Source organism: Pseudomonas sp. GW821-FHT02H09 (assembly GCF_059421425.1).
Window position 1 is genome coordinate 23,465 of record NZ_JBWKVA010000006.1, and the last position, 13,681, is coordinate 37,145.

Sequence of the window (13,681 nt, forward strand, 5' to 3'; positions counted from 1 at the left end):
TCTGCGTCACCGCAGAAGCGGACGCGGAGCGTCCATTGAGGCATTCCCACGCGGAGCGTGGGAACGATCATACGTAGCTACACCCCCAACTCCCCTTGCTGACGGCCAAAGACACCTCATTCTCGACCCTGGATGGAGTGAGTGCGGTGCGCTAAAGAGCTGCGCGCAACCCCACGCAGATCGTTCCCACGCTCTGCGTGGGAATGCAGCCCGTGACGCTCTGCGTCACCGCAGAAGCGGACGCGGAGCGTCCATTGAGGCATTCCCACGCGGAGCGTGGGAACGATCATACGTAGTTACACCCCCAACTCCCGCCACATATGGATCTTGTCGAAGTACTCCACACCCACCCTCACCGCCAACGGCTCGAGCCCGAACTGCACGAAACCGCAGCGTTGGTACAGGGTTAACGCCGCGTCATTGCCGGCGGTGACGGTCAGTTGAATCAGTTTCAACCCTTCACGCGCTCGCGCCTCGGCGAGTGCGGCTTGTACCAATTGGTAGCCCAACCCGATATGACGAGACGCAGCGGATACATACATGCCAAACAGCGTGGCCTTGTGCCGGGCTTTTTCCTGCGGTTCGAAGGCCAGACCGACGATGCCCACCAGGTTGTCGCCTTCAAACGCGCCGAGCACCAGATCCAGATCGCTGGTCAGGCGCGACTCCCACCAGGCCAATGGCATTGTGGCGCGCTCGGCGACGCTGGAGGTAAACGCCTCGGGATGCAGACCGTAGGCTTCAAGCATCAACGCCCGATACTGCACGGCGTGTCGTTGGTTCAGGCGTTGGATGCTCATGGCGCGTTCAAACCGGCAATGAAAAATGGCTCATGTGGATTATCAGGCAGTCCGACGTTGTTCGAGCATCAAACGCACCGCGAGCGCGGCCAGCACAAAGCCCATGAAGTAGCGCTGCACCGCCAGCCACAGCGGGTTGTGGGCGAACCACGCTGCAATTCCGGAGGCAAACAATGCGATCAGCAAGTTGACTAAAAAGCTCACGCTGATCTGGGTCAGGCCGAGAATGATGCTCTGGCTGAACACCGAGCCGTGCTCGGGGTTGATGAACTGCGGAAACACCGACAGGTAGAACACCGCGATTTTCGGGTTCAGGGCACTGGTGAGAAAGCCCATCAAGATCAGTTTTCTTGAGGAATCCGGCGACAGTTGCTGGGCCTCGAACGGCGAGCGCGCTCCCGGTTTGAGTGCCTGCCAGGCCAGCCACAGCAGGTACAGCGCGCCAGCCCATTTCAGCACTTCATAGGCCATCGGCACGGCGAGAAACACCGCCGTCAAACCTGCCGCAGCCGCGAACAGGTGCACGAAGAATCCCGCCACCACCCCCAGCAATGAAGTCACGCCGGCCTTGCGGCCCTGGCAGATCGAACGGGAAATCAGGTAGATCATGTTCGGCCCTGGCGTGAGCACCATCAGCAGTGCGGCAGCGGCGAACAGCAATAAGTCTTGAGTGGGAATCATGGAGCAGTCCTTTGTCCGTTGAAGATCAGGCTGGGGTCGTTTGTGATGCCCGATAAAACGGCAAGATCAGGTCCCGTGTCAATGGCGCCAACACCAGACCGCCGTCGGTGGCCGGATCGATCCAGACCACCTCTTCGATCTCCGCTGCCGCAGTCACATCAGAGGCGATGTTCAACTGGAAAAGTTCGGCTTCCACCACAGAACCCGGCTCGTTGGCGGCTGGAGCGCAGAACTTGCCCAGGTAACGGGCTGCCGTCGTATCGATACGCAATCCGAGTTCTTCTGCAAGCTCACGCGCCAGCGCCGCCACCGGTTGTTCATGAACTTCGATCTTGCCGCCCGGCTGCATGAACGCCTGAGTGCCGCGCTTGCGTACCAGCAGGGTTCGACCGTCCGGACCAATCAACAGCGCCGCGGCAATGCGGATGATGGAGGAAAATGTTGCGGATGATGGAAGAGTCATGGGTGAGAAATGGCCTTGGACGCAAAGGCGCAAGGATCCCATGAGTTTCAGTTTGTCGGCAATTGAGGAGCCGGGTATCGCAGTCGTTCGAACTTCGAGCGGGTCATGACAGCCAGTCCGTTCCCCAAAAGGGAGAGAGCTGGGTTTCGAGACAGGCAACGATTTCCCGCCCCCACACAACCTCGCTTCACCTCAAACAACGTCTAACCAACCTGCTGCAACCCCCCCACCTCCTCCGGCACTTTGACAAAAATGCTGTATTTGCCCCCCTCCATGGCTTCGAAGGCGATCAGTTTCGCCACCAGCGGCCCATTGAGCTGCTTGCCGGCATTGAGCAGGAGCATGCCATTGTCGGCATTGAGGTTGCGTGCCAGCACCATGCCGGGCGCCAGTTCACGGGTGCTCAGCACTTTGACCGATGGATCACCGACAGTGACATCGCTCAGGTACGCTGCGCAGACTTGAACGAAATCTTCCACCAGCTCCGGATCGTAAAGCTTGCCGGCGTAGTTGCGGATGAATACCAGTGCTTCATCACTGTTCATCTGCCGCTCGAGGATCAGCCCGCGCTGCAACTCGATAAAGTCCACCGCCAGTTTCAGCAGCCGCGAACCGAAAGGAATCGCCTCGCCCTTGAGGTGATCGGGGAAACCGCTGCCGTCCCAACGCTCCTGATGGTGAAGAATCAAGCGGGCCGCATCCTTCATCGGGTCCAGAGTCATCAACAGCGACTCACTCTGTTTCGGATACCCCCGGTAACGCTCACGCTCGGTGTGGCGCAGCAAGTCGGCGGGGGCCGTCATCATGCTGTCGCTCCAGCTCAACTTACCGATGTTGTAGAGGGCCGCGGCCATGGTCAGGTCGCGACTGGTGGCCTCATCCAGCCCATGGGATTTGCAGTAGACGCGCACCAGTTCGATGATCTGCCGGTTGGTTTGCTTGGCCTTCGGTAAACGCAGATTGGCCAACAGCGAGAACACTTCGGTACCCGTGACATAGCTGTGTTTGAGCTCTTCGTAGGCCAGGTCGAGCATGTCCGCCGTTTGCTGCAGTTCAGCAGTGCGTGCAGCGACACGCTTTTCCAGCGTCGTGTTGAGCGACTTCAATTGCTCGTTCTGCTCCCAGGTCAACTGCACCAGGCGCAGCCGTTCGCGCTCGGAATGCTGATGGGCCAGGGATTGGCGCAAGGTCAACAGCATTTCCTCATCGTTCCAGGGTTTGCTGATGTACCGATGGATCTGCCCTTCGTTGATCGCTTTGATGATCATCGTCAGATCCGCATAACCGGTCAGCAAAATGCGCATGGTCGAAGGGTGACGCCGATGAATTTCCATCAGCAAGGTGGCGCCATCCATATTGGGCATGCGCGCATCGGTCATCACCAGATCGATCGGTTGCTGCCCCATGACCTCCAGGGCCTGAGCGCCACTATTGGCCAATACCACGTCGTAAGGCTGGCTGCGCAGCAGACGGCGCAGGCTGTTGAGGATCGACTCTTCATCATCGACCAGCAGAACCTTGGGTCTGTAGGCCGAAGCCATCGCAGATTGCTCATCCATGGCAGTACCTCAATTCAACACTGGGACGTTCATTCTTTGGGCAAATGAAAGGTAAACATCGGCTATTGCGTGGGTTTGAGCTAGAGGCTAGACGATTTTCAGCTAAATCGATGGCAATTTGAGCTCAAGCGCCCGGCGAACCCAAAGGAGCCGGACTATGCTCAAGAAAATAGGATCCAATATCTGCTCCCGCATAAGCCCGCGACAGGAAGGGATGCCATATGAATTCAACGCGCACAATGGCCGTATTCCTTGGTGTATACCAATGAAGGCGTTGCAGGAGCCGGTAAACCGACGAATCCTGATCGTCGATGATACCGCATCGATCCATCAGGACTTTTACAAGATCCTCAGCCCGCAAGCGCTTGATGAGGACGCACTGAACAGCGTCGAAGAGGCACTGTTCGGCTCCCCGGTGGCCGCTTCCCTCCAGAGCTTTTTGCTCGATTCGGCGTTTCAAGGCCTCGAAGCCCTGAACAAGGTGGAGTCGGCGCTGGCCAACGACTTGCCGTACGCCATGGCCTTCATCGATATGCGCATGCCGCCCGGTTGGGATGGGCTGGAAACCATCGAGCGACTCTGGCAGGCCGACCCCAGGCTGCAAATCGCACTCTGCACCGCGTATTCCGACTACTCGTGGGAGGACATCACCGAGCGTCTTGACTTGGGTGACCGGCTGCTGATCCTGAAAAAACCCTTCGATGCCATCGAAATTCGCCAGATGGCCAGTGCACTGACGGTCAAATGGCAGATGACCGAAAACGCCTCAATGAAAATGAACCTGCTGGAACAGGCAGTCGAGGAGCGCACCCGGGAACTGTCCGACGCCAATATCATTGTGCAGAACAGTCCGACCATCCTTTATCGCCTGCGCGGTGAGCCGTCGTTCCCGCTGATGTATATCTCCCACAACATCACCAAGTTCGGTCACGTCGCGGCCCAACTGGTCGCGTCGGCGAATTGGGCCAAGGAGCTGATTCACGTCGACGATCAGGAGAAAGTCGACGCCGCCATGGCCCGGGTGCTGGACCGCCACGCCGCAGGCGCATCCATCGAGTTCCGCATGCGCACCGGCGGCGGTGCCTGGCGCTGGGTCGAAAACCGCTATATCCCGGTGCGCGATAACGAAGGTCGGTTGCTGGAAGTCGAAGGCATCATCATCGACATCACCGAGCGCAAGGTGGCCGAAGAGAAGATCTTCCTGCTGGCGCGTACCGACGGGCTGACCGGTCTGGTCAACCGCGCCACACTGATCGAGCGCCTGCACCAGGCCTTTGCCGCGGCCCGACGCGGCGCTGCACCCTTTGCGATGTTCTATCTGGATCTGGATCACTTCAAGCGGATCAACGACACCCTCGGCCACCCGGTGGGTGATCTATTGCTGCAAGAAGTCTCCAGGCGCATCAAGGCCTGCGTACGCGAAAACGATGTAGTAGCGCGCCTGGGCGGCGACGAGTTCGCGATATTGCAGCTGGACGTGGGCGACCCGACCCATTCTGCGGCCCTGGCGGCGAAGGTCCGTGATGCGCTGGTTCTGCCCCACTCGCTGGATGGCAACGATGTTCGGGTGTCGGTCAGCATCGGTATCAGCACCTACACACCAGACAGCGCGAGCGCCGATAACTTGCTGATCCAGGCCGATATGGCGCTGTACCGTTCAAAGGAGGAGGGCCGCAACCAGTACCACTTCCACTCAGAGGAGATCAATCAGGAGGTGGTCGACCGGATTACCCTGGCCAATGACTTGAAAACGGCCATCGAACAAGGCGAGCTCGAACTGCACTATTTGCCTGAAGTCGATCTGAGTTCGGGGAAAATCCTCGGTATGGAAGCCCAGGTGCGCTGGAACCACCCCGAGCGCGGGCTGCTGGAGGCCGATGTATTCCTCCCGGCGGCGGAAAAAACCGGGACCATCATTGCCCTTGGGCATTGGCTTCTGGATCAGGCCTGCCAGCAAATGCGCCTATGGCGCGACCAGGGCATGGCGCCACCAGTGATTGCGATCAAGCTCTCTCTGGCCCAGCTCAAGAGCGGCCCGGACCTGATCTATGACGTCCTGCGGACCACCGCCCGCTGGACCCTGTGCCCTTGGGATCTGCGGTTCGACGTCACCGAAGCGACCCTGGCCCAGACCAAATGGACCCACAATGATGTGCTGCCGCGCCTGCGAGAGCTAGGAGTGAAAATCGCCATCGACGATTTCGGCACCGAATATTCCTCGTTCGACTACCTCAAGACGTACCAGGTCAACCACCTGAAGATTGCCCAGGCGTTTATCGACAGCGCCACGCGGGATCCGGCCAGTGCGACGACCCTGCGTGCCATCATCAATTTCGCCCGCGAAGTCGGCATCGGCATCATCGCCGAAGGGGTGGAAACCCAAGAGCAACGAACCTCCCTGATCTCTACCGGCTCGCCGATGAATGCTCAGGGTTACTACTTCAGTAAAGCGGTCAGCAGCCAGCAGGCCGCGCAACTGTTGATGAACGGCAGCATCGTGCCGACGCCCCCTGCCGACGCCGCAACCCTTGCGGTCGAAGACTCGCACCGACCACCGGAGGCCGCGAGATGAAGCCATCGTTAGCCATTACCAACCGGCGCATTCTGATCATTGACGACACACCGTCGATCCATGAGGACTTTCGCAAGATCCTCAGTCCTGTACCTGCGGGTGAACAGCCCCTGGCCGGCACCGAAGAGACCCTGTTCGGCACTGCTCAGCCTGTACGCCCGACCTTCGAGGTCGACTCGGCCTATCGGGGCCAGGAAGCTCTGGAGCTGGTCACGCGCGCCTTGGCCGAGGGCCGGCCTTACGCCATGGCGTTCACCGACATGCGCATGCCAACCGGCTGGGACGGACTGGAAACCATCGAACATCTATGGAAGACCGACCCTAACCTGCAGATCGCGCTGTGCACCGCCCACTCCGACTATTCCTGGGAAGCCATGGCCGAGCGCCTGGAGTTCAGCGACCAGTTACTGGTACTGAAAAAACCCTTCGACAGCCTGGTAATACGCCAGATGGCCAGTGCGCTGACCTGGAAATGGCAGATGGCTCAGGATGCGGCGCTAAAAATGCTCAGCCTGGAGCGAACCATCGAAGACCGCGTCCATGAGCTGTTGAAAGTCTCTCATCTGTTGCAGTACGACGTGCTCACCGAACTGCCCAACAGCACCCTGCTCGGTGACCGGCTGACCCAATCCCTGGCGCTCTCCAGGCGCCATGACAAGCAACTGGCGGTGATGTTCCTGGGCCTGGATCGCTTCAAGCGTATCAACAACGCCCTTGGGCATCCGATTGGCGATGAAATGCTCAAACGGGTTGCCCGCAGCCTGGCAGCGACCGTGCGTGAGTCCGATTCGGTATTTCGCTACGGTTCCGACGAGTTCGTGGTGATCCTCGCCGATGTCCATCATCCCCAGCAGACCAAAGGCATCGCCGAGAAACTCTTGAGCGCTGTGAGTACCCCTCAGCACATTGCCGGTCATGACCTGAGCGTGACCGCCAGCCTGGGTATCAGCATTTATCCCGAAGATGGCTTCGATGCCCTGGTGCTGATCAAGAAAGCCGAAACCGCCATGCGCAACATCAAGGAAAACGCGCCTAACGATTTCGGATTTTTCATCGACGACATGAATCAGCGCGCCCGTGAACAGCAAAGTATCGAGTCCGGCATCCGCCTGGCCCTGGAACGCAAGGAGTTCGTCCTGCACTACCAGCCCAAACTCGACCTCAGATCCGGCAAAGTGGTGGGCGCCGAAGCGCTGATTCGCTGGTTCAAACCCGGGCACGGCTGGGTCTACCCATCGGACTTCATTTCGGTTGCCGAAGACAGCGGCCTGATTGTCCCGCTGAGCAAATGGGTGTTGGCCGAGGCCTGCCGTCAAGCCTGCACCTGGCAGGCGGCCGGGCTGCCGCCGATCAGCATCTCGGTGAACGTTTCCGCCATCGATTTTCGTCAGCGCGGTTATGTCGACGGCATAGTGCAGATACTCGAACAAACCGGTCTCGATCCGACGCTGCTCGAACTTGAGATCACCGAAAGCGTACTGATGCAAAACGTCGACGCCACCGTGGCAACCCTGCGGTCCATCAAGGCGCTGGGAGTCCGGCTGGCCATCGATGATTTCGGCACCGGTTACTCGAGTCTGAGTTATCTGCGGCGCTTTCCCATCGATGTCTTGAAAATAGACCAGTCCTTCGTTCGCGGCCTGAGCAACGACAGCAATGACGCAGCGCTGGTCAGCGCCATCATCAGCCTGGGCAAAAGCCTCAACCTGAACATCATCGCCGAAGGTGTGGAAACCCTTGAGCAACTGGACTTCCTCAAGACCCATCACTGTGAGGAAGGTCAGGGCTATTACTTCAGCAAAGCGGTAGAACCTCTGGCGTTTGCCCAGTTGCTCAAGGCCGATGCGCAACCTGCACCACCGGACGAATAGATCAACGCTTTGCCCCTTCAGGTTTAACGACACTCAGGTACCCGGCCAAGGAATCATCAGATGTCGCCATACCGTCCCAACCTGATCGGCGCCCTGTTGATTGGGGTTTGCCTGACAGCCAGTGCCGAACCACTCGACGAGCCGCTAAAACCACTGCCGCCGGTCCCTCACCAGGATCCCCAACGCGTAGAGCTGGGCCGCCGGCTGTTCAACGAAACACGGTTATCGGTCAATAACAGCCTGTCCTGTGCCAGCTGTCATCACCTGGAAAAAGGCGGTGCCGATGACAAGCCGTTTTCCCTCGGCTTCGACGGCAAGCCGTTGGCGGTCAACACCCCTAGCGTGTTGAATGCCAGCCTGAATTTCAGACAGTTCTGGAACGGTCGGGCCGATACCCTGGAAGCGCAGGCCCACAGCGTCGTGCAAAGCCCCACCGAAATGGGCAGCAACTGGAAGAACGTGGTCGAAACACTTTCCGCCGACCCGGCCTACCACTCGACCTTCAGTGCGGCTTACCCCGACGGCGTGACAGTCGCTAATGTGCAGAATGCTCTGGCGACCTACGAACGCACCCTGTTGAGCAGCCGCTCTCGCTTCGACCAATACCTGCTGGGCAACACCGACATTCTGACCCTCGATGAAAAGTACGGTTACCAGCGTTTCAAGGATTACGGCTGCATCGCCTGCCATCAGGGCGTAAACATTGGCGGCAACATGTTCCAGAAGTTCGGTGTGATGGGCGACTACTTCCAGGCCCGGGGCAACCCGACCGAGTCCGATCTGGGACGTTACCTGGTGACCAAGGATGAAGAGGACCGCAATGTCTTCAAGGTTCCCAGTCTGCGTAATGTCGCGGTTACCGCCCCGTACTTTCACGACGCGTCGGCCAGGACACTCGAAGACGCGGTGGACGTGATGTTCAAGTACCAGCTGGGGCGCGTCCCTTCCGAGCAGGACAAGACCTTGATCATCAAATTCCTCAAAACCCTGACCGGTGAATGGGAAGGCAAGCCGTTATGAAAATGTCCCGCAGCCTCAGCCTGGTGTTGCTCACTGGTATGTCCCTGCTGCTCGCCTCGATTCTGCTGTTCCTGTACCTCAAGTCCAGCTCCGATCAAACCACGACCTATACCGAATCACGGGATCTGATCGCACAGATAAAACAGTTGAACGCGCAGTGGGAAACCGAGGTGCTCAAGGCCAGAGTCGCCATCACCCACAACTACGATCCACTGGTTTCGCCGCTGACCGAAATGACCCGCCTTTGGGACAGGTTCGACATGATGGAGTCCAGCCATGGCCGCAATGACTCAGTGTTATGGCAAGCCAGTCATGACGCCTACCTGAACGCGATCAAGGAAAAAACCCGGCTGGTGGAGCGGTTCAAATCGCACAACGCCGTGTTGCGTAACTCCCTGGCGTTTCTGCCGACCGCCGAGGACGATATTCAGGGCCAGCTCGCCCGCTTCCCGGACAGTGACAAGCTGCGGCTGCAAAACTTTGCCGCCGACACCTACGACTTGTTGCTCAGCAGCCTTGAATTCGCCCAGGTCACCTCCGATGACAAAGCTGCCGATATCCAGGTCGGCCTGAACAAACTGTCGGTGGACCGGGAGCGTCTACCGGTGGCGTTCCACGGCCCGGTGGAAATTCTGGGCAACCACATCGCGCTGATCCTGCGCGAACAGCCGGTGGTCAACTCCTTGCTGGATAATATCGCCGCGATCCCTGTGGCTGAGCGCCTGGATGACATCACCAACCTGCTCAACAAAGACGAGCAACAGAACGACATCAGCGACCGCAAATACCACTTCTACATGCTGCTGTTCTCGACCCTGCTGGTCGTCTTGCTGCTGTACCTGGCGATTCGGCTGTTGCGTAGTTTCGCGGTGATCAATCGCGTCAACAAGGACCTGCAATCGGCCAACGAGGAGCTCGAACAACGGGTAGAAAAGCGCACACGTGAGCTCAAAGACACCCAGAGCGAATTACTGCATACGGCGCGCCAGGCCGGAATGGCGGAGATTGCGACCAATGTGCTGCATAACGTCGGTAATGTGCTCAACAGCGTGAATATCTCTGCTGACCTGGTCACCCGCAAACTGCGCACCAGCAAGGCGCTCGGGTTGGGCAAGGCCATGCATTTGATCAACGAACACTCGCACGACCTCGGCGAATTCATCACCCGGGACGAAAAAGGCAAGCTGCTGCCGGGATACCTGAACCAGTTGGTCGACGCCATCGCCATCGAGCAAAAAAGCATCACCGACGAATTGACCCAGTTGAGCAAAAGCGTCGATCACATCAAAGACATCGTCTCGACCCAACAGTCCTACGCCGGTGCCTCCAGCCTGGTGGAACCGCTGCAGGTCAGTGACCTGCTCGAAGACGCCCTGCGCATGAACTCCGGCGCCCTGACCCGGCACCATGTAACGGTGATCAAGGACTACAGCGATGTGCCACAGGTGATGGGCGATAAACACCGGCTGCTGTTGATTCTGATCAACCTGATCAGCAACGCCAAATACGCGATGTCCGACCTCAGTGACCGGCCTCGGCAAATGACCCTGGGGGTGAGGGTCGTCAACGATGAAACGTTGCAGGTCAGCGTCAAGGATGAAGGCGAGGGGATCGCACCCGAAAACATGACACGGATCTTTGCCCACGGTTTCACCACCCGCAAGGAGGGTCACGGCTTCGGCCTGCACAGCTGCGCCCTGGCCGCCATCGAGATGAACGGCCACCTCACCGCCCATAGCGACGGGCCGGGCAAGGGTGCGCTGTTCACCTTGCAAATCCCTTTGAAAACCGTAGCAGGTCAAGCATGAACAACCTGTCGAACCGACGCATCCTGCTGATCGATGACACACCTTCGATCCATGAGGACTTTCGCAAGATCCTCAGCCCGCAGGCGCAGCAAAACGCCGATCTGGAGCTGATGGAAGCCGCGCTGTTCGGCAGCGAGGTCAAGCGCTCGAGCACCGCGTTCGAACTGGATTCGGCCTATGGAGGTCAGGAAGGTCTGAGCAAACTCTGCGAAGCCTTGAAAAACGATCGGCCTTACTCACTGGCCTTCGTCGATATGCGCATGCCCGAGGGCTGGGATGGTGCGCAAACCATCGAACATTTGTGGAAAGAAGATCCGCGCCTGCAAGTGGTGGTCTGCACCGCCTATTCCGACTATTCCTGGGAAGAACTGCTCGACCGGCTGCTGGCCCACGACCGGCTGTTGATCCTGAAAAAGCCCTTCGACAATATCGAAGTTCAGCAGATGGCCAATATCCTCACCACCAAATGGGAAATGACCGAGCGAGCGCAGATGCAGATGAGCCATCTGGAACAGATGGTCGAGCAATGGACTCAGGAATTCAAAATGGCCAGCGACGCCCTGCAACGGGAAACCGATGAGCGTAAACAATTGGAAGACCAGTTGGTGCAATCGGAGAAACTGGCCTCCCTTGGCCAAATGGCGGCCGGTGTCGCCCATGAAATCAACAACCCCATCGGTTTCATTTCCTCCAACCTCGGCACGCTGAGCGGCTACTTCAACCATTTGCAGGAAATGCTCGACGCTTATCGCAGTGCCGAAGAAGCCATCGGTTCAAACGAGCGTCTTGAACGCCTGAAAAGCCTGCGTGAGCGGATCGAACTGGACTTCCTCATGGAAGACATTCCATTGCTGATCAAGGAGTCCAAGGAAGGTATTGGCCGGGTTGGACAAATCGTCAAAGACTTGAAGGACTTCTCCCGGGTGGACGCCAGCCAGCAGTGGCAATGGGCAAATCTGCAGCATGGCATCGACTCGACCCTGAACATCGTCGCCAACGAACTCAAGTACAAGGCCGACGTGGTCAAGGAGTATCAAGATCTCCCCGAGATCGAATGCCTGCCATCACAGATCAATCAGGTGATCATGAACCTGATCGTCAACGCCGCTCAGTCCATGGGGCCTGAACGGGGCACGATCACGCTGCGCAACGGCATTGAAGGGGAATCCGTCTGGCTGGAGGTCGCCGATACTGGCTCAGGCATTGCGCCGGAGAGTTTGCAGAAAATCTTCGATCCTTTCTTCACCACCAAACCGATAGGACAAGGGACCGGGCTAGGCCTGTCACTGTCCTACGGTATTGTGAAAAAGCATCGCGGGGATATTTCAGTGCGCAGTGAAGTCGGTGTGGGGACAACGTTTCGGGTTCAATTGCCGGTCCGACAGATGCTTTTGAACGATTGAATGAACCGTTCAAAAGCATCGCGGTGTATCAGACAGCTTACGCCGCTTCCTGGAAATCCATCTCCGGTGGCTGGCGACGGAAACCGCCGGTGAGCACCCCCAGATACACGAAACCAATCGCCAGCCAACTCCCCCCCAGATAAATCGCCAGATGATCGAGACTGACCATCAGCCACAAGTCCGCTACCAGCCCGATCAACGGAAAAATCAGAAACAGCAGCAACTCGCGCGGGCCGCGTTTGTCGCCACCGATCCAGTAGTGAAAGATCACCGACAGATTCACCAGACTGAACGCCAGAAACGCACCGAAGTTGATGAACGAGGTGGAGGTCGTCACGTCCAGTTTCAATGCCAGCAAAGCCACCACGGCACAGAGCAGGATGCTGTTGACCGGTGTGTCGAAGCGCTCATGCAAGGCGCCGAAAAAGGATTTGGGCAATACACCGTCACGCCCCATGGCGAACAGCAGACGCGAACCGCTGGCCTGCGCCGCCAGGCCCGAAGCGAACTGGCCGACGATCAGACCGATCAGAAAGATCGAAACGAACAGATCACCGCCAACGTTGCGGGCAATCTCATAGGCCGCCGAGTCGGCGTTGTCGAACTGAAACGACGGATGTGCGATCTGCACGAAGTACGACACGCCGACAAAAATCAGCCCGCCGATGAGAGTGATCAACATGATCGCCCGGGGGATGGTGCGACGAGGCTCACGGGTTTCTTCAGTGAGCGTGCTGACCGCATCGAAACCGAGGAACGAGTAACAGGCGATAGCCGCCCCGCTCATGACCAGCGGCATCTGCATGTCGCCGCTGAAGAACGGTGCGACCGTCCACAACGGTTTGCTGGCGTCACCACCGATGTAATGGATGCACAGCGCGACGAATGCCACCAACACCAGAAACTGCACCACCATCAGCAAGGCGTTGATACCGTTGGCCAGTTTCAGGCCGACGATGTTGATCGCACTGGTGATCCCAATGAACGCCAACACCCAGATCCACTGCGGCACCGCCGGGAATGCCGAGCTCAGGTATGCCGCACCGATCAACCAGATTGCCATCGGCAGGAACAGGTAATCGAGCAACACCGCCCAGCCAGCGATGAAACCGAGTTTGGGGCTGATGGCTTTGCGCACATAGCTGTAAGCGGACCCCGCAACCGGGAACGCTGCAGCCATTCGCCCGTAGCTCATGGCGGTAAAGAACATCGCCACCAGCGCCGCCAGATACGCGGCCGGGACCATGCCGGCGGTGGATTGCGCGAGAATGCCAAAGGTGCCGAGAACGATGATCGGCGTCATATAAGCGATGCCAAACAGCACCACCGACCCTAACGACAGGGTGCGTTGCAAACGAGCCATGAGCGACTACTCCGATTTATTAGATTTATGGCAGAGCCGAGTTCGGCGAAAACAGCAGGTGTTGCTTGTTGTTATTGGGTATTGATCGTTCCCACGCTCCGCGTGGTAACGCCTCTAAGGACGCTCCGCGTCCGCTTCTGT

General features: G+C 58.3%; 10 protein-coding genes. 5 read left to right on the top strand and 5 right to left on the bottom strand.

The window, feature by feature from the left end; all coding sequences use genetic code 11:
• Positions 1 to 296: 296 nt before the first annotated feature.
• The 4 genes from AC07VR_RS09445 to nosR all read right to left on the bottom strand — a co-directional run bounded on the left by AC07VR_RS09445 (position 297) and on the right by nosR (position 3,503).
• Positions 297 to 800, bottom strand: coding sequence for a GNAT family N-acetyltransferase (locus tag AC07VR_RS09445; RefSeq protein ID WP_495011099.1), 504 nt, complete (start codon positions 798 to 800; stop codon positions 297 to 299).
• 42 nt (positions 801 to 842) lie between these two features.
• The gene (locus AC07VR_RS09450; RefSeq protein WP_495011100.1) at positions 843 to 1,481 is read right to left on the bottom strand and encodes a LysE family translocator; all 639 of its coding nucleotides are present in this window, start codon (positions 1,479 to 1,481) and stop codon (positions 843 to 845) included.
• Positions 1,482 to 1,506: 25 nt separating this feature from the next.
• Positions 1,507 to 1,944, bottom strand: coding sequence for an NUDIX hydrolase (locus AC07VR_RS09455; protein WP_494991978.1), 438 nt, complete (start codon positions 1,942 to 1,944; stop codon positions 1,507 to 1,509).
• Between the two features lie 203 nt (positions 1,945 to 2,147).
• Positions 2,148 to 3,503 (bottom strand): response regulator c-di-GMP phosphodiesterase, NosR family, encoded by a 1,356-nt coding sequence (gene nosR, locus AC07VR_RS09460; RefSeq protein ID WP_495011101.1) that lies wholly within the window; start codon positions 3,501 to 3,503, stop codon positions 2,148 to 2,150.
• A gap of 265 nt (positions 3,504 to 3,768) precedes the next feature.
• Between nosR and AC07VR_RS09465 the strand changes: the two genes are divergently transcribed.
• Genes AC07VR_RS09465 through AC07VR_RS09485 form a run of 5 tightly spaced genes read left to right on the top strand, consistent with a single transcriptional unit; the run spans position 3,769 to position 12,177 of the window.
• Positions 3,769 to 6,075: a GGDEF/EAL domain-containing response regulator gene (locus tag AC07VR_RS09465; protein WP_495011102.1), complete on the top strand. Its 2,307-nt coding sequence runs from the start codon at positions 3,769 to 3,771 to the stop codon at positions 6,073 to 6,075.
• Positions 6,072 to 7,946 (top strand): GGDEF/EAL domain-containing response regulator, encoded by a 1,875-nt coding sequence (locus AC07VR_RS09470; RefSeq protein WP_495011103.1) that lies wholly within the window; start codon positions 6,072 to 6,074, stop codon positions 7,944 to 7,946. The genes AC07VR_RS09465 and AC07VR_RS09470 overlap by 4 nt, the downstream gene beginning before the upstream one ends.
• A 60-nt stretch (positions 7,947 to 8,006) precedes the next feature.
• A complete protein-coding gene (locus AC07VR_RS09475; RefSeq protein ID WP_495011104.1) occupies positions 8,007 to 8,966 on the top strand; it encodes a cytochrome-c peroxidase in 960 nt (319 codons plus the stop codon).
• Positions 8,963 to 10,774 (top strand): DAHL domain-containing sensor histidine kinase, encoded by a 1,812-nt coding sequence (locus tag AC07VR_RS09480; protein WP_495011105.1) that lies wholly within the window; start codon positions 8,963 to 8,965, stop codon positions 10,772 to 10,774. Before AC07VR_RS09475 ends, AC07VR_RS09480 begins: the two co-directional genes overlap by 4 nt.
• Entirely contained in the window at positions 10,771 to 12,177 is a 1,407-nt protein-coding gene (locus tag AC07VR_RS09485; RefSeq protein ID WP_495011106.1) for an ATP-binding protein, read from the top strand. Before AC07VR_RS09480 ends, AC07VR_RS09485 begins: the two co-directional genes overlap by 4 nt.
• Positions 12,178 to 12,214: 37 nt before the next feature.
• On the opposite strand, the gene AC07VR_RS09490 is transcribed toward AC07VR_RS09485, so the two are convergent.
• Entirely contained in the window at positions 12,215 to 13,540 is a 1,326-nt protein-coding gene (locus AC07VR_RS09490; RefSeq protein WP_495011107.1) for an APC family permease, read from the bottom strand.
• Positions 13,541 to 13,681 lie beyond the last annotated feature (141 nt).

Bases quoted from the DNA above. Each gene is read 5' to 3' on its own strand.
- AC07VR_RS09480 (WP_495011105.1), top strand. From the start codon at position 8,963: ATGAAAATGTCCCGCAGCCTCAGCCTGGTGTTGCTCACTGGTATGTCC.
- AC07VR_RS09465 (WP_495011102.1), top strand. From the start codon at position 3,769: ATGAAGGCGTTGCAGGAGCCGGTAAACCGACGAATCCTGATCGTCGAT.
- AC07VR_RS09450 (WP_495011100.1), bottom strand. From the start codon at position 1,481: ATGATTCCCACTCAAGACTTATTGCTGTTCGCCGCTGCCGCACTGCTG.
- AC07VR_RS09455 (WP_494991978.1), bottom strand. From the start codon at position 1,944: ATGACTCTTCCATCATCCGCAACATTTTCCTCCATCATCCGCATTGCC.
- AC07VR_RS09475 (WP_495011104.1), top strand. From the start codon at position 8,007: ATGTCGCCATACCGTCCCAACCTGATCGGCGCCCTGTTGATTGGGGTT.
- AC07VR_RS09490 (WP_495011107.1), bottom strand. From the start codon at position 13,540: ATGGCTCGTTTGCAACGCACCCTGTCGTTAGGGTCGGTGGTGCTGTTT.
- AC07VR_RS09470 (WP_495011103.1), top strand. From the start codon at position 6,072: ATGAAGCCATCGTTAGCCATTACCAACCGGCGCATTCTGATCATTGAC.
- nosR (WP_495011101.1), bottom strand. From the start codon at position 3,503: ATGGATGAGCAATCTGCGATGGCTTCGGCCTACAGACCCAAGGTTCTG.
- AC07VR_RS09485 (WP_495011106.1), top strand. From the start codon at position 10,771: ATGAACAACCTGTCGAACCGACGCATCCTGCTGATCGATGACACACCT.
- AC07VR_RS09445 (WP_495011099.1), bottom strand. From the start codon at position 800: ATGAGCATCCAACGCCTGAACCAACGACACGCCGTGCAGTATCGGGCG.